The 14946-nt window shown below is 67.5% G+C and carries 11 protein-coding genes and 1 pseudogene; 6 read left to right on the top strand and 6 right to left on the bottom strand.

Going from position 1 to position 14946, the window contains the following annotated elements:
• Nucleotides 1–278 precede the first annotated feature (278 nt).
• Nucleotides 279–1856 carry a hypothetical protein gene (locus BGI51_RS13330; RefSeq protein ID WP_187978638.1) on the top strand — a complete coding sequence of 526 codons (1578 nt, stop codon included), beginning with the start codon at nt 279–281 and terminating at the stop codon, nt 1854–1856.
• Between the two features lie 37 nt (nt 1857–1893).
• A complete protein-coding gene (locus BGI51_RS13335) occupies nt 1894–3165 on the top strand; it encodes a hypothetical protein (RefSeq protein ID WP_187978639.1) in 1272 nt (423 codons plus the stop codon).
• On the opposite strand, the pseudogene BGI51_RS13340 reads toward BGI51_RS13335, so the two are convergent.
• Nucleotides 3162–4372, bottom strand: a pseudogene (locus tag BGI51_RS13340) (YeeE/YedE family protein). The gene BGI51_RS13335 and the pseudogene BGI51_RS13340 overlap by 4 nt on opposite strands.
• 221 nt (nt 4373–4593) lie before the next feature.
• Between BGI51_RS13340 and BGI51_RS13345 the strand changes: the two are divergent.
• Nucleotides 4594–5697 (top strand): DUF1615 domain-containing protein, encoded by a 1104-nt coding sequence (locus BGI51_RS13345; protein WP_290127629.1) that lies wholly within the window; start codon nt 4594–4596, stop codon nt 5695–5697.
• Nucleotides 5698–5836: 139 nt separating this feature from the next.
• A complete protein-coding gene (locus BGI51_RS13350; RefSeq protein WP_133859912.1) occupies nt 5837–6190 on the top strand; it encodes a hypothetical protein in 354 nt (117 codons plus the stop codon).
• A 3-nt stretch (nt 6191–6193) separates the two neighbouring features.
• Here the strand turns inward: BGI51_RS13350 and BGI51_RS13355 are convergent, their stop codons facing one another.
• The 4 genes from BGI51_RS13355 to BGI51_RS13370 form a co-directional block, all read right to left on the bottom strand.
• The gene (locus BGI51_RS13355) at nt 6194–7273 is read right to left on the bottom strand and encodes an SMP-30/gluconolactonase/LRE family protein (RefSeq protein ID WP_187978640.1); all 1080 of its coding nucleotides are present in this window, start codon (nt 7271–7273) and stop codon (nt 6194–6196) included.
• Nucleotides 7274–7390: 117 nt separating this feature from the next.
• Complete coding sequence (locus tag BGI51_RS13360; protein ID WP_187978641.1) at nt 7391–8638, bottom strand: GGDEF domain-containing response regulator; 1248 nt, start codon at nt 8636–8638, stop codon at nt 7391–7393.
• A 121-nt stretch (nt 8639–8759) separates the two neighbouring features.
• A complete protein-coding gene (locus BGI51_RS13365; protein WP_187978642.1) occupies nt 8760–10013 on the bottom strand; it encodes a sensor domain-containing phosphodiesterase in 1254 nt (417 codons plus the stop codon).
• Nucleotides 10014–10096: 83 nt separating this feature from the next.
• Nucleotides 10097–11854, bottom strand: a complete 1758-nt coding sequence (locus BGI51_RS13370; protein WP_252977075.1) for a putative bifunctional diguanylate cyclase/phosphodiesterase — start codon at nt 11852–11854, stop codon at nt 10097–10099.
• 233 nt (nt 11855–12087) lie between these two features.
• Between BGI51_RS13370 and BGI51_RS13375 the strand changes: the two genes are divergently transcribed.
• Both BGI51_RS13375 and BGI51_RS13380 read left to right on the top strand, forming a co-directional pair.
• The gene (locus BGI51_RS13375; protein ID WP_187978643.1) at nt 12088–12825 is read left to right on the top strand and encodes a haloacid dehalogenase type II; all 738 of its coding nucleotides are present in this window, start codon (nt 12088–12090) and stop codon (nt 12823–12825) included.
• A gap of 13 nt (nt 12826–12838) precedes the next feature.
• Nucleotides 12839–14143: a leucine-rich repeat-containing protein kinase family protein gene (locus BGI51_RS13380; protein WP_187978644.1), complete on the top strand. Its 1305-nt coding sequence runs from the start codon at nt 12839–12841 to the stop codon at nt 14141–14143.
• On the opposite strand, the gene BGI51_RS13385 is transcribed toward BGI51_RS13380, so the two are convergent.
• Nucleotides 14140–14844 (bottom strand): aspartate/glutamate racemase family protein, encoded by a 705-nt coding sequence (locus BGI51_RS13385; RefSeq protein ID WP_187978645.1) that lies wholly within the window; start codon nt 14842–14844, stop codon nt 14140–14142. The two genes, BGI51_RS13380 and BGI51_RS13385, sit on opposite strands and share 4 nt — an antisense overlap.
• Nucleotides 14845–14946: the final 102 nt, after the last annotated feature.

Here is a 14946-nt window from a genome sequence, read left to right on the forward strand (position 1 = left end):
CCTGGCTTGCGCCGGGTTTTCCGGAGCCGCTGGTGCCCTGCCGAGGCTGGCGGGCGCACCCGGGTATCAGATGCAAACGCCGCTGCCTTCCGGCAACGGCGTGTTCCTGACGGCTTCTTGAATGTAGTCAGCGGTTGAAGCCCGGTTACCCGCCCATGCGCCGCTTGGCCTGCGTGGGCGGTCTTGCACCGGCTGTACCAGGCCTGCGGAAGATGGCGCCTGGTTCTTCACTGCCCTGGACGGCGTTCTCGACTGCATGGCTGTCAGGAGACAGGACAATGAGCGTGGTATCTGACGTTACCCATCCCGGGGTCCGGGTGGGACGGTGGCCGTTCTGGCTGGGCGGTCTGGCGGTCGGCCTGCTGTTATTGCTGGCCCTGCTGTGGCGCCTGCCGGATTTCCGCGACGGCACCGGGGCGCAGAATCTCGAAGCCAGCTATCACGTCCTGCTCAGCCTCAATGCCCTGGACGAGTCCGGCGTGGCCCGGCACTGGTGGTTGCCCACGGTGACCCTGGGTGGCAGTCACGACAAGCAGGTGTCCTGGGGCGCGACCATTCCCACCCACAGCGGCGACTATGTCTACACCAGCTTCAGCAGCTACGGCTTCCTCGCGCCCTATTTCGGTCTCAAGGCCGCGGGTCTGACGCCTTCGCTGCACAGCCTCGCGCTGTTCAACGCCGCCCTTGGCGCCCTGACCGCGCTATTGCTGTTTCGCCTGCTCTACCTGGTGCTGCGCAGCCATGGCGCCAGCCGCGGCCTGGCCGCCACGAGCGCGGTGCTGGGCTGCCTGATCGCGATCTTCAGCCGCGAGGCGCTGCTCTCCCAGGGCCTGCTCTACTGGGTGCAGAGTTTCTACCAGGTGCTGCTGCTGGCCAGTCTGCTGACCTTCTTCCACTACCTGCGGGCGCCGGCTGGCCAGCGCAACCGCCTGGGCTGGCTGCTGGCCGGCCTGGTCTGCTTCGGCGCCCTGACCGAATGGACCGGCTACGTCTTTGGCGGTGGACTGGTCGCGCTGTTCTGGCTGCAGCACCGGCACCTGCCGGAAGGCCGGCGGATGGCCTGGCGCCTGGCCTTCGCCACGGCGCTGGCTGGCCTGCTGGTGCTGTTGCACTACAGCCTGGCGGCGGGTCTGTTGCCGACGCTCAAGGCCTTTGCCCGACGCTTTCTCGCCCGCAGCCCGAACAATGCCCACCTGACCGACTTCTTCACCGGCTACGGGCTGTCCTTCGGCCTGTTCCTGGCCGCGGTGGCCATCGCCCTGGGGGTGCTGCTCTGGAAGCGCAAGTCGCTGAACTGGCCGCGCAGCACCGCGCTGCTGCTGGTCGCCGCCAGCGTGCCGCTGCTGGAGAATCTGCTGCTGCTGCAGCACGCCACCCAATTTTCCTTCGATCGCCTCAAGTTCATCTTTCCCGCCGCGCTGCTGCTCGGCCTGGCCTTCCTGGCGCTGAAGACCCCAGGGCGTGCGGTGCTCGCCGTGGTGCTGGTGGCCGCGGCCCTGCAGAACGGCCAGACCTATCGCCAGGACCTCGCCGGCTATGCCGGCTGGGGCGCCATCGACCGGCAGAACCAGGCGCTGGTGAGTCTGGTGAAAGGCCAGGTCGCGCTGGATTGCACCCTCATCGCCACCGACATGACGGTGCGCGGCTACGCCAACCTGCTGTTCCACCGCAGCATCCACGAATTGCAGCGCCAGCCGCTGGACTACCACGGCGAGCCGGGCGCCTGCGGCGGGCTCTATCTGGAAGGCCGGGAATTCCGCGTCGACCTGCCGGAATACACCCGCGCCCGCCTGAGTCTGGCGGACGGCCGCCAGCTGACCTACGCCAAGGTCGAGGGTGACTGGCGCCTGCAATGAACGCCTTATCCATGAACACGCTGCGAGGAAACCGGGCATGCCGGGTACGCTGATCAATCGACTGAGTTTTCTGGCCCTGGGTGGCCTGATGGTCCTGCAGTTCGGCGTCTTCGAACAGAGCCCGACCAACCCGGTGGGCATCCGCTACGTGGGCGAGCTGTACCTGGCGATCTGCCTGGGTTTCTTCGCGCTCTTCACCCTGAGCACCTGGCATCGGCCGCAGCGCGACTACCGGCTGCTGATGGGCTTCTGCCTGTTTTCCACGGCGATGTTCGTCGGCCTGCCGGCGGTGTTCGCCCAGCTGTTCTGGGGCCAGCCGCTGGTCTACGGCCTCATCGAGGAGCGGCGCGTGCTCTACTGCTTCAGCGCCTTCCTGGTCCTGTACCTGGCCAAGCGACTGAATGCCGTGCAGTTCGAGAATCTGATCATCCTGGTCGGACTGCTCTCGGCACTGCTGTGCTGGCTGTCCTACTTCAAGATGCTGCCGGACCTGCGCGACGAGGTGAAGGACCTCAGCCGCCCCGGACGGGCCTCCACGGGGGCGGGCGCCATCTTCTTCGGCTACTTCATCTGCATCTACTTCGCCGGTCGCGGGCGTTCCTTCATCGACGGGCAGTTGCGGCCCAAGCTGAGGCACGGCCTGCTGGCGCTGTTCTTCCTGGCGACCATCGTGGTGGTGTTGCAGACCCGCCAGCTGATCGTGGTCTGCCTGGTGTTCACCATCCTCGCCCTGCGCGCGCGCCTGGTCGGACCGGCGCTGTTCGGCGCCATCATCATCGCGCCGCTGATCCTCTATCCACACCTGCTGGAAACCCTCGGCTTCAACCTGGATTTCTATGCGCGCTCGGTGCAGGAAGGCCCCACCGACAACGTCCGGGAAACCACCATTTCCCAGATCATCAACCACCTGCAGCTGTACAACGGCTTGCCCAGCGGCAGCCTCAGCCTGATGTGGAACGATGGCTTCAAGCCGATCTTCGGCGACTACTTCTTCCTCTCCGATGTCGGCATCTTCGGCACCGTGTTCCGCTTCGGCTTCCTGTCGATCCTGGTGATTCCCATCGGCCTGGCGGTCCACTACCTGGTGGCGCGCAAGCTGAGCCGCGACCTGGAATTCACCCTGGCGGTGTTTCTCGCCTTCATGACCATCTGGCCGCTGCAGGGACTGTTCGAATACCAGGGCACCGCGGCCCTGCTCTTTGTCATGCAGGCGCTGAAGACCTACCACGGCGCGCCCCAGTACGGGGTGGTGAGCCTGCCGGAGCGACCGGGGGCGCTGCCGCCCGGTCGCCAGGTCTTGCCGGTCTAGCAGCCGGTCAGGCGTTCGACGCGGCGTTCGCCGGGAAAGAAGAAGGGGCGCAGGCGCACGCCCAGGCTGTTGCCGAAGAAGGCGGCCACCAGCCACAGCCAGCCATGCAGGCTGCCCGAGGCGATGCCGCTGAAGTAGGCGCCGATGTTGCAGCCATAGGCCAGCCGCGCGCCGTAGCCCAGCAGCAGGCCGCCGAGCACCGCCGCCACCAGTGACCGCGCGGGGATGCGCAGGCTGGGGCGAAGCGCCCGGCGAGGCCCGCGGCGGCCAGGGCGCCCAGCATGATGCCAAGGTTCATCACGCTGGTGACGTCGAACCAGAAGGGCTCGGCCAGCGCCCGCGCATTGGCCGGTTGCTGCCAGAAGGCCCAGGCGGAGACGTCCAGCCCGAGCAGACCGGCACCCTTGGCGCCCCAGAGCGCGAAGGCCGAGGTGACGCCCCAGGGGCGACCGGCCAGGGCCAGGGTGACGAAGTTCAGTATCGCCAGGGCGATGGCGCCCCAGACCAGCGGCCAGTTGCCGCGCAGCAGGCGTGCCGCGCCCTGGTGTTCGCCGGGGACCGTGGCTTCCAGTCTGCCGTGGCGACGGCGCTCCAGCACCACCGAGATCCAGGCGATCAGGGCGAAGGCCGCCAGGCTGACCAGGATGCCGGGCAGCACGCCCAGGCTGGTCACCAGGGAGGTGGGCGGCAGGCTGGGCAGGGCGAACCACCAGCCCAGGTGCTGGGTGGCGATCAGCGAACCGATGACGAAGAACAGCAGGGTCACCAGCATCCGCGCATTGCCGCCGCCGGCGGTGAACAGGGTGCCGGAGGCGCAGCCACCGCCCAGTTGCATGCCGATGCCGAACAGGAAGGCGCCGATCACCACCGAGGTGGACAGCGGCGAGACATTGCCGCGCACCGCCTCGCCGAACAGACTGCCGGCGCCGAGGGCGGGAAAGAACAGCAGCACCGCCAGGGCCAGCATCACCATCTGAGCGCGCAGGCCGGCACCGCGACGGTCGAGGATGAACACCCGCCAGGCCGAGGTGAAGCCAAAGGCGGCGTGGTAGAGGGTCAGGCCCAGGGCGCCGCCGAGCAGTAGCAGCAGGGCCTGACGACCGCCCACGGCCTGGTTGAGAAAGACCATGCCCACGGCCAGCAGGCAGGTCGCCCACAGGGCTGCCCAGGGCAGGCGAGGAGAGGAGAGCGTAGAGGTCTGCTGCATCATGGTTCCGGTAGCTTCGAACTAAAGTCCGACTATTTTAGTGGGACTTGTTCGGGAATCCCAGCGGACATCTGCTGCTGGTTGAATGAAAAGGTTACATCGATATAACCAGAGGTTATTGGCCGGGCATTACAGCCATTTGCTCGGCGTTGTGGTCAAAGCGGCCAAAGGAATCTTCCGGAGTTACCGTGTCCGCTGCTGTCGCCCTGTCCGCTTCCGCTTTGCCCACCCTGTCGCGGCTGCGCGGCTGGACTGCCCTCGTCGCTGCACTGGTCCTGGCCGGTTGCAGCCTGACGCCGACCTCCCAGGGGCCCACGCGCTCGCCGGCCGAGGTGCGCGCCGAGTTGCTGCGGCTGTTGCCCGCCAGCGTGGCGGATCGGCAGGGCTGGGCCAGCGATATCCAGACCGCCTTCAGCGCCCAGGGTCTCGAGCCCTCGACGGACAACCTCTGCGCGGTGCTGGCGGTGGCGGAGCAGGAATCCACCTACCAGGCCGATCCGCCGGTGCCGGGGCTGGGGCGGATCGCCCGGGAGGAGATCGATAGACGCGCGGCGCGGGCCTATGTCCCCCAACTGCTGGTGCGCACCGCGCTCAACCTCAAGTCGCCCAGCGGCAAGACCTACGCCCAGCGCCTGGACAGTGCCCGTACCGAGCGCGAGCTGAGTCTGATCTTCGAGGACTTCATCGTCATGGTGCCCCTGGGCGGCCAGCTGTTCGGGCGCTTCAATCCGGTACGCACCGGCGGACCCATGCAGGTCAGCATCGACTTCGCCGAGGCCCATGCCCGCGGCTATCCCTATGACCGCGACGGGTCCATCCGCCACGAGGTGTTCAGCCGCCGGGGTGGTCTCTATTTCGGCACCGCGCACCTGCTCGGCTATCCGGCGGACTATTCCACGCCGCTGTATCGCTTCGCCGATTTCAACGCCGGCTGGTACGCCAGTCGCAATGCCGCCTTCCAGAGCGCGGTGAGCCGGGCCACGGGGCTGAAGCTGGCGCTGGATGGCGATCTGGTGGTGCCCGGCTCGCGCACCCAGGGCGAGACCGAGCGCGCGGTCAATCGCCTGGCGCCGGCCCTGGGCATGAGCGACATCGCCATCCGCCATGACCTGGAAGCGGGTGAGTCCGAGGACTTCGCCAAGACCGATCTCTATGCCAAGGTCTATGCCCTGGCCGAGCGCAAGACCGGTCGCAGCCTGCCGCGCGCCATGCTGCCGGGCATCACCCTGGAAAGCCCCAAAATCACCCGGACCCTGACCACCGCCTGGTTCGCCCAGCGGGTGGAGGAACGTTGGCAGCGCTGCCGGGGCCGTGCCTCGCGCTGAGCGGGCAGGGGGCCGAACGGCGTTTTCCAGGTGACGAGGGTCGGGCCCGGGGATGGCAATTGGCCAGACTATTCGCCTACCATGGGGAGATGAAGCGGCCTCGCGCCGTGCGGTTCTGGTGTAGTCCCTAGAGGTCCAGATGACCGATATCCCCGGCTCCCGGTTGACGCTGATCGTCGACCAGCCCACCCCCACGGCCCGCCATCGGCTGCCGCCCCGCGAACAGGCCAAGGCCCTGCGCCTGCTGCGCACCCTGGGCCTCGAAGCCGATACCCCGCCGGAACTGGTGCTGGCCTGGCTGGAGCGCCGCGATGGCGGCTGCTCGCTGCCGGAAGCGGCGCGCCAGATCGGCCTGGGCAACTGGCTGGGGATCACCACCAGCCTGGCCGATCTCACCCAGAATCTGGCGCGCTTCGAAGCGGCCTACGCCCTGGACAGCGTGCTCGACTCCCTGAACGTCCTGGTCGAGCAATCGCCGCCGGAGTCCCGCTAGCCGCTAGAGGCCGGCACCGCGGATGTTGACGTAGAGGCTGTAGAGCGAGTGGGAGCCGGCCATGAACAGCCGGTTGCCTTCCGGGCCGCCAAAGCACAGGTTGGGGCAGCGTTCCGGCAGGTGGATGTGGCCCAGCGCCTTGCCGCTGGGATCGAACACCCGCACGCCATCGAGGGCTTCGGGCTTGGCCGCCGGCGCGCCACTGCTGCCCCAGCCGCACCAGAGATTGCCCGCCACGTCGCACTTGATGCCATCCAGGGCGCCGTATTCCAGCGCCTCGATGTGCTTGCGGCGCTCGCCCAGGCTGCCGTCGTCCTTGACCGTATAGGCCCACACCAGGCGATTGGGCTTGGCGCGGCCCTCGACCACATAGAGCAGCTTCTCGTCCGGCGAGAAGGTCAGGCCGTTGGGACCGTTGAGATCGCCGATCACCCGGGTCACCGCCAGACTCTCGCCGTCGATGCGATAGACCCCGTCGGGCTGCTCGGTCTTGACCCGATGGCCCTCGTAGTCGCTGTTGGCCTGGAACGGCGGATCGCTGAACCAGATGGAGCCGTCACCCTTGACCACCACGTCGTTGGGCGAGTTGAAGGGCTTGCCTTCGAAGTTATCGGCCAGCACCGTCAGGCGCCCGTCGTGCTCGGTGCGGGTGACCCGCCGGCCGAGACCGTGGGTGGTCGAGCCTTCACAGGCGATCAGCCGACCCTGGCGGTCGCGGGTCAGGCCGTTGGCGAAATTCGACTGGGCGCGATAGGTGTCCAGCCGGCCGCTGACCTCATCCCAGCGCACGATGCGGTTGTTGGGGATGTCGCTCATCAGCAGGTAGTTGCCGTCGCCGATCCATACCGGCCCTTCGGCCCAGCGCAGACCGGTGGCCAGGCGCTCGACGCTGGCGTTGAACAGCCGCAATTCCAGGAAGCGGTCGTCGAGGATCTCGATCAGCGGATCGGGATAGCGTTGGCTCAGGGGTTCGGCGGCGCGGGCGAGGGTGGGTAGCGCGAGGGCCGCGCTGCAGATGAGGCCGCCCTGAAGCAGACGACGACGCGACAGCGGCCGGGCGAGCCCCGGGGAAGAGTCATGCATGGTGCAGGTCCTTGATTGTTATTGTTCAGACGAGGCTATGCGGATCGACCTGCGGCAGCAGACCAATCGTCTGACATCATATGTCTTGTGACGCAGGGCGCCAACCCGGGATCCGCGCTACTCGGCGTCCAGCACCAGGCAGGTACGGCCACGGCCCTGGCGCTTGGCCTGATAGAGGCGCCGGTCGGCTTCGTGCAGAAAGCCTTCGAGGTCATTGGCGAGGCCACTGAAGACCCCAGCGCTGAACGACAGTGGCGGGGCGCCGGGGGCATAGGTCTGGGCGTGGCAGTAGCGGCGCAGCAGGTCCAGCGCCTGCAGCAGCTGCTCCGGGGGCAGGCGGCTGACCAGGGCGAATTCCTCGCCGCCGAGGCGGCCGGTCAGGTCCTGGGGCAGGGTGCGAGCCAGTGCCTGGGCAAAGACCACCAGGGCGCTGTCACCGCTGGCGTGGCCGTGCTCGTCGTTGATGCGCTTGAAGTGATCCAGGTCGAGCATGGCCACGCTCAGCGAGTGGCCCTCGCGTTCGGCCTGGCGGAACAGCTCCTGGGCCTGATCCTGGAAGGCGCGCCTGTTGCGCAGTCCGGTAAGGGAATCGTACTGGGCGGCATGGGTGAGGGCGCGCATGAGGTCCCGCCGCTCCAGGGTCGAGACCACCCGGCAGTTGAGCTCCTCGGGGCAGAAGGGCTTGCGCAGGAAATCGTCGGCGCCCTGCTTGATGAACTTGGCGCTGAGCGAGCCCTTTTCGTCGGCCGACAGGCCGATGATGCTGAGGTCGTGGCGGCGCAGCTTCTGCCGCAGCAGCTGCACCAGTTCGAAGCCGCTGAGGCCGGGCATGCTGTGGTCCACCACCAGCAGATCGATGTCCGGCTGCTCCTGCAGCAGGCGCAGGGCCTCGTTGCCGTCGCAGGCGTCCAGCAGCTGGTAGCGGTGTGGCGTCAGCACGTGGCGGATGTAGTTGCGGGTGGCGTCGGAGTCCTCGGCGATGAGGATCTTGACCGCGGTGTTGCTGTCCAGCCGGCGCAGCAGCCGGAAGGCGAATTCGTAGGAGTACTGGCTTTCCTTGAGCACGTAGTCGACCACGCCCTTGGTCAGCAGATCATCGCGCCGGCGTTCGTCGTAGGAGCCGCTGAGAACGATGCAGGGCAGGCGATAGCGCAGCACCAGATCGACGCTTTCGCCATTGGGCGCATCGGGCAGGTTGAGGTCCACCAGGGCGGCAAAGAACAGATTGGCCGAGGTTTCCAGCATCAGCTCGGCTTCGGCCAGGGTGGCACAGAATACCGGCTCGAAATCGCGCTGCTGACGAAAGAGGTGCGCCAGAATCTTGAGGACCATGGGGCTGTCTTCGATGACCAGGATGGAGCGCACCGGTAACTCCTGCAGGACAAGGATCGGCCGAGAGCCGGCCTGGCGTCAGATGAAGCGATCATTCGCCTAGGCGTATCGGCCAAAGGATCGGCGACTTGAATGGTCGCCGATCCTTGGCGTTTCAGCTGTCCGGCAGGCCTTCCAGGGGGCGCTGCCGGGGCAGGCGCAGGGCGTCGTCGCGCGGCAGCGGACGGCTCAGCAGGTTGCCCTGTACCTTGTCCACCTGCAGTGCCTTGAGCGTCGCCAGTTCGGCGAGGGTTTCCACGCCCTCGGCGATCACCTCCTTGCGGGTCTCGCGGGCGAAGGCAATGATCGCCGAAGCCAGCGCCCGGCGTTCGGCGTCGCTGTCGATGTCACGGACCAGACTCATGTCCAGCTTGATCATGTCCGGCCGCAGCCTGAGGATGTGCCTCAGGCTCGAATAGCCGGCGCCGGCATCGTCGATGGCCAGGCGCACGCCCTGGGCCCGTAGCGGTTGCAGCTGGGCATGGAGGGCGGCGTAGTCGTCGACCTCGGCGTGCTCGGTGATTTCCAGCACCAGCCGGCCCGGCGGATTGCCCGCCAGCAGCGCGGGCAGGCGGCCGGCCAGGATGGTCTGCGGTGAACAGTTCATGGTCAGGTAGGTATCGTCCGGCAGGCTCTGCAACCCTTGCAGTGCATAGCGCATGGCGCTTTCTTCGAGTTCGTCGCCCAGGCCCACCGCCGTGGCCTCGGAAAACCACAGATCCGGACTGCGCTGCGGCGGGCAATGGAAGCGCGACAGGGATTCCCAGCCAGCGATACGCAGATCGGCGAGATGATAGATCGGCTGGTAGACGATGCTGGGTTGGTGGGCGGCCACCGCCCCCTGGATGCGCTCGCGCATCTCCACCTGGCCGCGGCGGCTGGAGACGTCCAGGCTGAGGCGATCGGCCACCAGCTCGGCGAAGGTCCGCACCAGTTCCAGGTCTCGGGGACTGAGGGTTGGATCGGGCTGGTACTTGAAGCAGCAGAAGGTGCCATAGAGCTCGCCGTCGTTGAGTCGCACGGGCACGCTCAGGTGCGCGCCGATGGGCACGGCGCGGGTCTCCGGAATCAGCCGGGTGGCGCCGACGGCCCGGGTGTCGGGGATGAGTTCGGGGAGATGGCCGGTGACCACCTGCTGGCAATAGCCCTGGCTGAGCGGCAGGGCATCGCCGGCCTTGATCGGCGCATCGGGCACGGCATCGACATTGCGAAAGACCCGGTCCTGCTGGCGAAATTCGGCCAGGAAGGCCACGTCCATGTTCAGATGGGTACGCAGCGCGTGCAGCACCTTGTCGATGCAGCCCTGGCTGCTCAGGTTGCCGGTATCCAGGCCAACCACGTCCAACAACTCGGTACCTGATTCCCTCATGTCCTCACTCCCGGGAAACTGCGACCTGAACCAGTGTAGAGCCTGGAATGAATTTGTCAGTCAAATGACCTCATCCGTTCGGCTTAACCCTGTTCGGCGTACCAGGCCTCGAAGGCGGGCAGGGCCATGGGGCGGGCCAGCAGATAGCCCTGAACCTCGTCGCAGCCGGCTTCCTGCAGGAAGGCCAATACCTCTGGCGTCTCTATCCCCTCGGCAACGCTGCGATAGCCGAGTTTGCCGATCAGCGCCAGCAGCGCCCTGACCACCTCCTGCTTGCGCGGATCCTGGGGCAGGTCGTGGATCAGCGAGCGGTCGAGCTTGACGCTGGTGACCGGCAATTCGTAGAGATAGGCGAAGTTGCTGTAGCCGCTGCCGAAGTCGTCGATGGCGATCTCCACACCCAGCTCGCGCAGGGCATGCAGCTGGGCGATGGCCTCCGGATTGCGTCTGAGCCATTCGCCTTCGGTGATCTCCACCTCCAGCCGGCGGGGATCGACGCCCTCGCGCCGGCAGGTCTCGCGCAGCAGTTCGACCAGGTCGCCCTCGTCGAAATCCCGTGGCGACAGGTTGAGCGACAGTCGCCCCTGATAGCGATTGTCCCAGTGCGCCAGCTGGCTGACGGCGGTACGGATCACCCAGCGGGTGACGCTGTGGATCAGGGCGGTCTTCTCTATCGCCGGAATGAAGTCGCCGGGCGCGATGGGGCCGAGTTGCGGGTGGGTCCAGCGTAACAGGGCTTCGGCGCTGCGCAGTCGGCGTCCGGGCAGGGCCAGGCGTGGCTGGAAGGCCAGGCTGAAGTCGCCGCGCTCCAGGGACTCGGGAATCTGCCGGACCAGCTGGAAGATGCGCTGGAAGGCCTCGTCCTGCGGACGCTCGTAGACGACCCAGTGACGACTGCTCAGCGTAGCCTGATCGACCGCCACCATGGCCTTGCGCAGCAGGTCACGGACTTCGCCCGAGTCGAGCAGGAAGGGCACCACACCGGCCTTGACCGGTGGATCGATGGGAATGCGGTCGGCCTGGACCGGCATCCGCAACTGGGCGATGAGCGCATCGAGCAGCGGCGGATAATCGCAGTCCTCCGGCAGCAGGAAGGCAAATCTCTTGGTGTCCACGTGATAGACCTTGGCCCGGTCCTTCAGGGCGTCGCACAGGCGCAGGGCCAGGCTGCGCAGGAAGGTCTCGAAGGGCCACATGCCCTGGGCCAGGATCAGCTGCTCCTTCCAGTGGGTCTCCAGCGGATCCACCAGCACCAGCAGGCGCCCCTCGTCGGGCTGGAATTCGGCCAACTGAGCGACATCGGCCTGGAACTGCTGACGATTGGGCAGGCCGCTGACCGGATCGCGACGGCGCAGGTGCTGGCGCAGGGCGATGAGCCTCATCACCTGGGCGGCGAAATCGTCCAGGCGCTTGCGTTCCGCGACCGTCAGTTCGCGCGGCTGGCTGTCGAGGATGCACAGACTGCCGATCGCATAACCGCCCTCGGTGACCAGGGTCGAGCCGGCATAGAAGCGCACATGGGGTGCGCGGACCACCAGGGGGTTATGGCTGAAGCGGGTATCGCAGCAGGCATCGTTGATCTCCATCCGGCCATTCTCGGCCCGGATGGTGTGGGCGCAGAAGGCATCCTCGATGGGCATCTGCGCCAGGTCGAAGCCAACGCGGGCCTTGAACCACTGACGGTCGCGGTCCACCAGACTGATCAGCGCGGTCGGCACATTGAAGCTGCTGGCGACCAGCTCGCAGAGTCGATCAAATTCCTCCGCCGGCGCCGAATCCAGCAGCTCCAGGGCGTGCAGGGCGTTGAGGCGGTCATCTTCGTACTTCAGTGAATCGGCCATCAGGCTATCTCGGGAATGTCGATGAGCCTTGTGCGAGCAACAAGCACATCCTGGAAGAACTGCCGCCACCCGAGCCAGGCGGGTGCAGCAAACGAGAGGCAGGTCTGTGGAGGTATCGGCAAAAAATCGTAAGACTTTAGCCGTTTCGTCTCGCCTGCCAGTCTGGAACCTTAGCGCGGCTGCACGTCGGGTGCGAGCCCTGGTCGAAGAGGTATCCCTGCCGAGTAGCGACCATGACCCTGACCTGCCTGTTCGACATCAACGAAACCGTGCTCGACCTGTCCGCGCTGGATGGCCTGTTCACCGAGCTGTTCGGTGACCCCCGGAGCCGCACGCTGTGGTTCGCCCAGACCCTGCAGAACGCCATGACCGCCGAGCTCTGTGGCCGGCACGCGCCCTTCGAGGCCCAGGGCCAGGCGGCGCTGGAGATGATCGGCGCACGACTCGGACGGACGCTGACGGCCGCTGACAGACAGCGTGTGGCCAAGGCCCTGCAGGCGCTGCCCGCCCACGCCGATGTCCGAGCCGGGCTCGATTTCGCCCGGGCGCAGGGGGTGCGTTGCATCGCCTTTTCCAACAACGCGCGCGCCGCCACCCAGGCGCAGCTGGCCTACGCCGACCTGAGCGACGCCTTCGCCGGCATCCTCTCGGCCGAAGACGCCGGTGCCAGCAAACCCGCCACGGCGGCCTATCGCCAGGCCGCCGTCAGCCTGGATCAGCCGGCCGAACAGCTGTGGCTGGTCGCCGTCCATGCCTGGGACATCGCCGGCGCCCAGGCGGCCGGTTTCAAAGGTGCCCTGTTGCAGCGGCAGGCCGAGCAGGTGGCCAACCCCCTTGCGCCGCCCGCGGTGACCGCCGGCACCCTGCAAGAGGCAGTGGCGCGCATTCTGGCGCACGAGGGCCGCAGCCAGCGGCCCGGCGTGCTAACGTCCGCGCCATCACCGGCGGGTGCCGGGTTTTCAAGACAGTGAGAGTCGCTTTCCCATGACGGATACCCTTGCCCGGCTGCGCGCCGGCGAACTGGCCGGGGCCACGCGCCTGACCCTGCGTGCCGACCTGACCGAATTCCCCGAAGAGATCTTCAGCCTGGCCGACAGCCTGGAAATCCTCGACCTGTCGGGCAATCGGCTGACCCGCCTGCCCGCCGACCTGGGCCGGCTGCACCGCTTACGCATTCTCTTCTGCTCGGGCAATCCCTTCACCGAATTGCCCGAGGTGCTCGGCACGCTACCCAGGCTGGAAATGATCGGCTTCAAGGCCTGCCAGCTGGAGCGGGTGAGCGCTGCGGCCCTGCCGCCGCGCCTGCGCTGGCTGATCCTCACCGACAACCGCATCGCCGAGCTACCCGCCGCCCTGGGTGAGCGCCCCGCCTTGCAGAAACTGATGCTGGCCGGCAACCAGTTGCAGAGCCTGCCGCCGTCCATGGCCGACCTGCACCAGCTGGAACTGCTGCGGCTGTCGGCGAATCGCTTCGCGGCGCTGCCCCCGGCCATCCTCGATCTGCCGCGGCTGACCTGGCTGGCCTATGGCGACAATCCCCTGGGGGCCGAGCGCGAGCGCGCGGTGCGCACCCAGGCGGCGCGGCAACAACGCATCGCCTGGAGCGACCTGGTGCTGGGCGAGCGGCTGGGGGAGGGCGCCTCCGGCATCATCCATCAGGCGCGCTGGCAGTCGCCCACGGGGCCGCGCGAGGTCGCCGTCAAGCTGTTCAAGGGCAGCATGACCAGCGATGGAACCCCGGAAAGCGAAAGCGCCGCCAGCCTCAGTGCCGGCACCCATCCCTGGCTGATCGGCGCCCTCGGTGATCTGGCCGAGCATCCCGAGCAGCGCAGTGGCCTGGTGCTGGAGCTGGTGGAGCCGGCCTTCGGCAACCTGGCCGGTCCGCCGAGCTTCACCACCTGCAGCCGTGACGTCTATCCGGAAGACACCCGCTTCACCGCCCGCGCCGTGCGCAGCATGGCGGGCGGCATGGCCAGCGCCCTGGCGCACCTGCACGGGCATGGCCTGGTCCACGGCGACTTCTATGCCCACAACATCCTCTGGGACGGTGGCGCGCGCTGCCTGCTGGGCGACTTCGGCGGCGCCTCGCTGCTGCCCGAGGACCGGACGCAGGCCGCGCGGCTGCAACGCTTCGAAAGTCGCGCCTTCGGTATCCTGCTGGAGGAGTGGCTGACGCGTTGCAGCGAGCCCGTGGATCCGGCGCTGGCGGCCCTGGCCGCGCAGTGCCAGCAGCCCACGCTCGATGCGCGTCCGCTGCTGGCCGAGGTGGCGCAGCGGCTGCACGGCTAGCCCTGGGTCTCGTCCAGCGCCCAGTCCACGGCGGCCAGGGCGTGCAGTCGCGTGGTGTCGAACAGCGGCACCGCGCTGTCGCCCTGGTCCACCAGCAGCATGATCTCGGTGCAGCCGAGCACGATGCCCTCGGCGCCCTGGGCGACCAGCTCGGCGATGATCGCGCGATAGGCTGCCCGCGATTCGGGGCGCACCTCGCCACGTACCAGCTCGTCATAGATGATGCGGTGCACGATCTGGCGCGCGGCCGCGTCAGGCACCACCACTTCCAGGCCGAAGCGCTCGGTCAGCCGCTCGCGATAGAAAGCCTGCTCCATGGTGAAGGCGGTGCCCAGCAGGCCGACGGTCCGCAGGCCCCGGGCGCGGATCGCCGCACCCGTGGGGTCGGCGATGTGCAGCAGCGGCAAGGTCGTGGCCGCCTCGATCTCCGCCGCCAGGCAGTGCATGGTGTTGGTACAGAGCACCAGCGCCTCGGCACCACCGGCGGCCAGTTGCCGCGCATGGTCCTGCAAGCGCTGACCCAGCGCCGTCCAGTCGCCGGCATGCTGCAGCGCGGCGATCTCGGCGAAATCCACCGACAGCAGCAGGCAGGCCGCCGAATGACTGCCGCCCAGCCGGCGCCGGACCTCTTCGTTGAGGATGCGATAGTAGTGCGCCGAGCTTTCCCAGCTCATGCCGCCCAGCAGGCCCAGGGTGCGCATGGTCGTTCTCATAGTGATTGGCGAACGGGCATCTTGGCGTCTGTTTAAGCGGTGCGTGAGGATCAGTAGGCCGGAGATCGAGCAGTACAGTGAGCGGCCTGG

Origin of the sequence: Pseudomonas oryzihabitans, assembly GCF_014522265.1 — a bacterium.
In the GTDB taxonomy this organism is placed as follows: Bacteria; Pseudomonadota; Gammaproteobacteria; order Pseudomonadales; family Pseudomonadaceae; genus Chryseomonas; species Chryseomonas aestiva.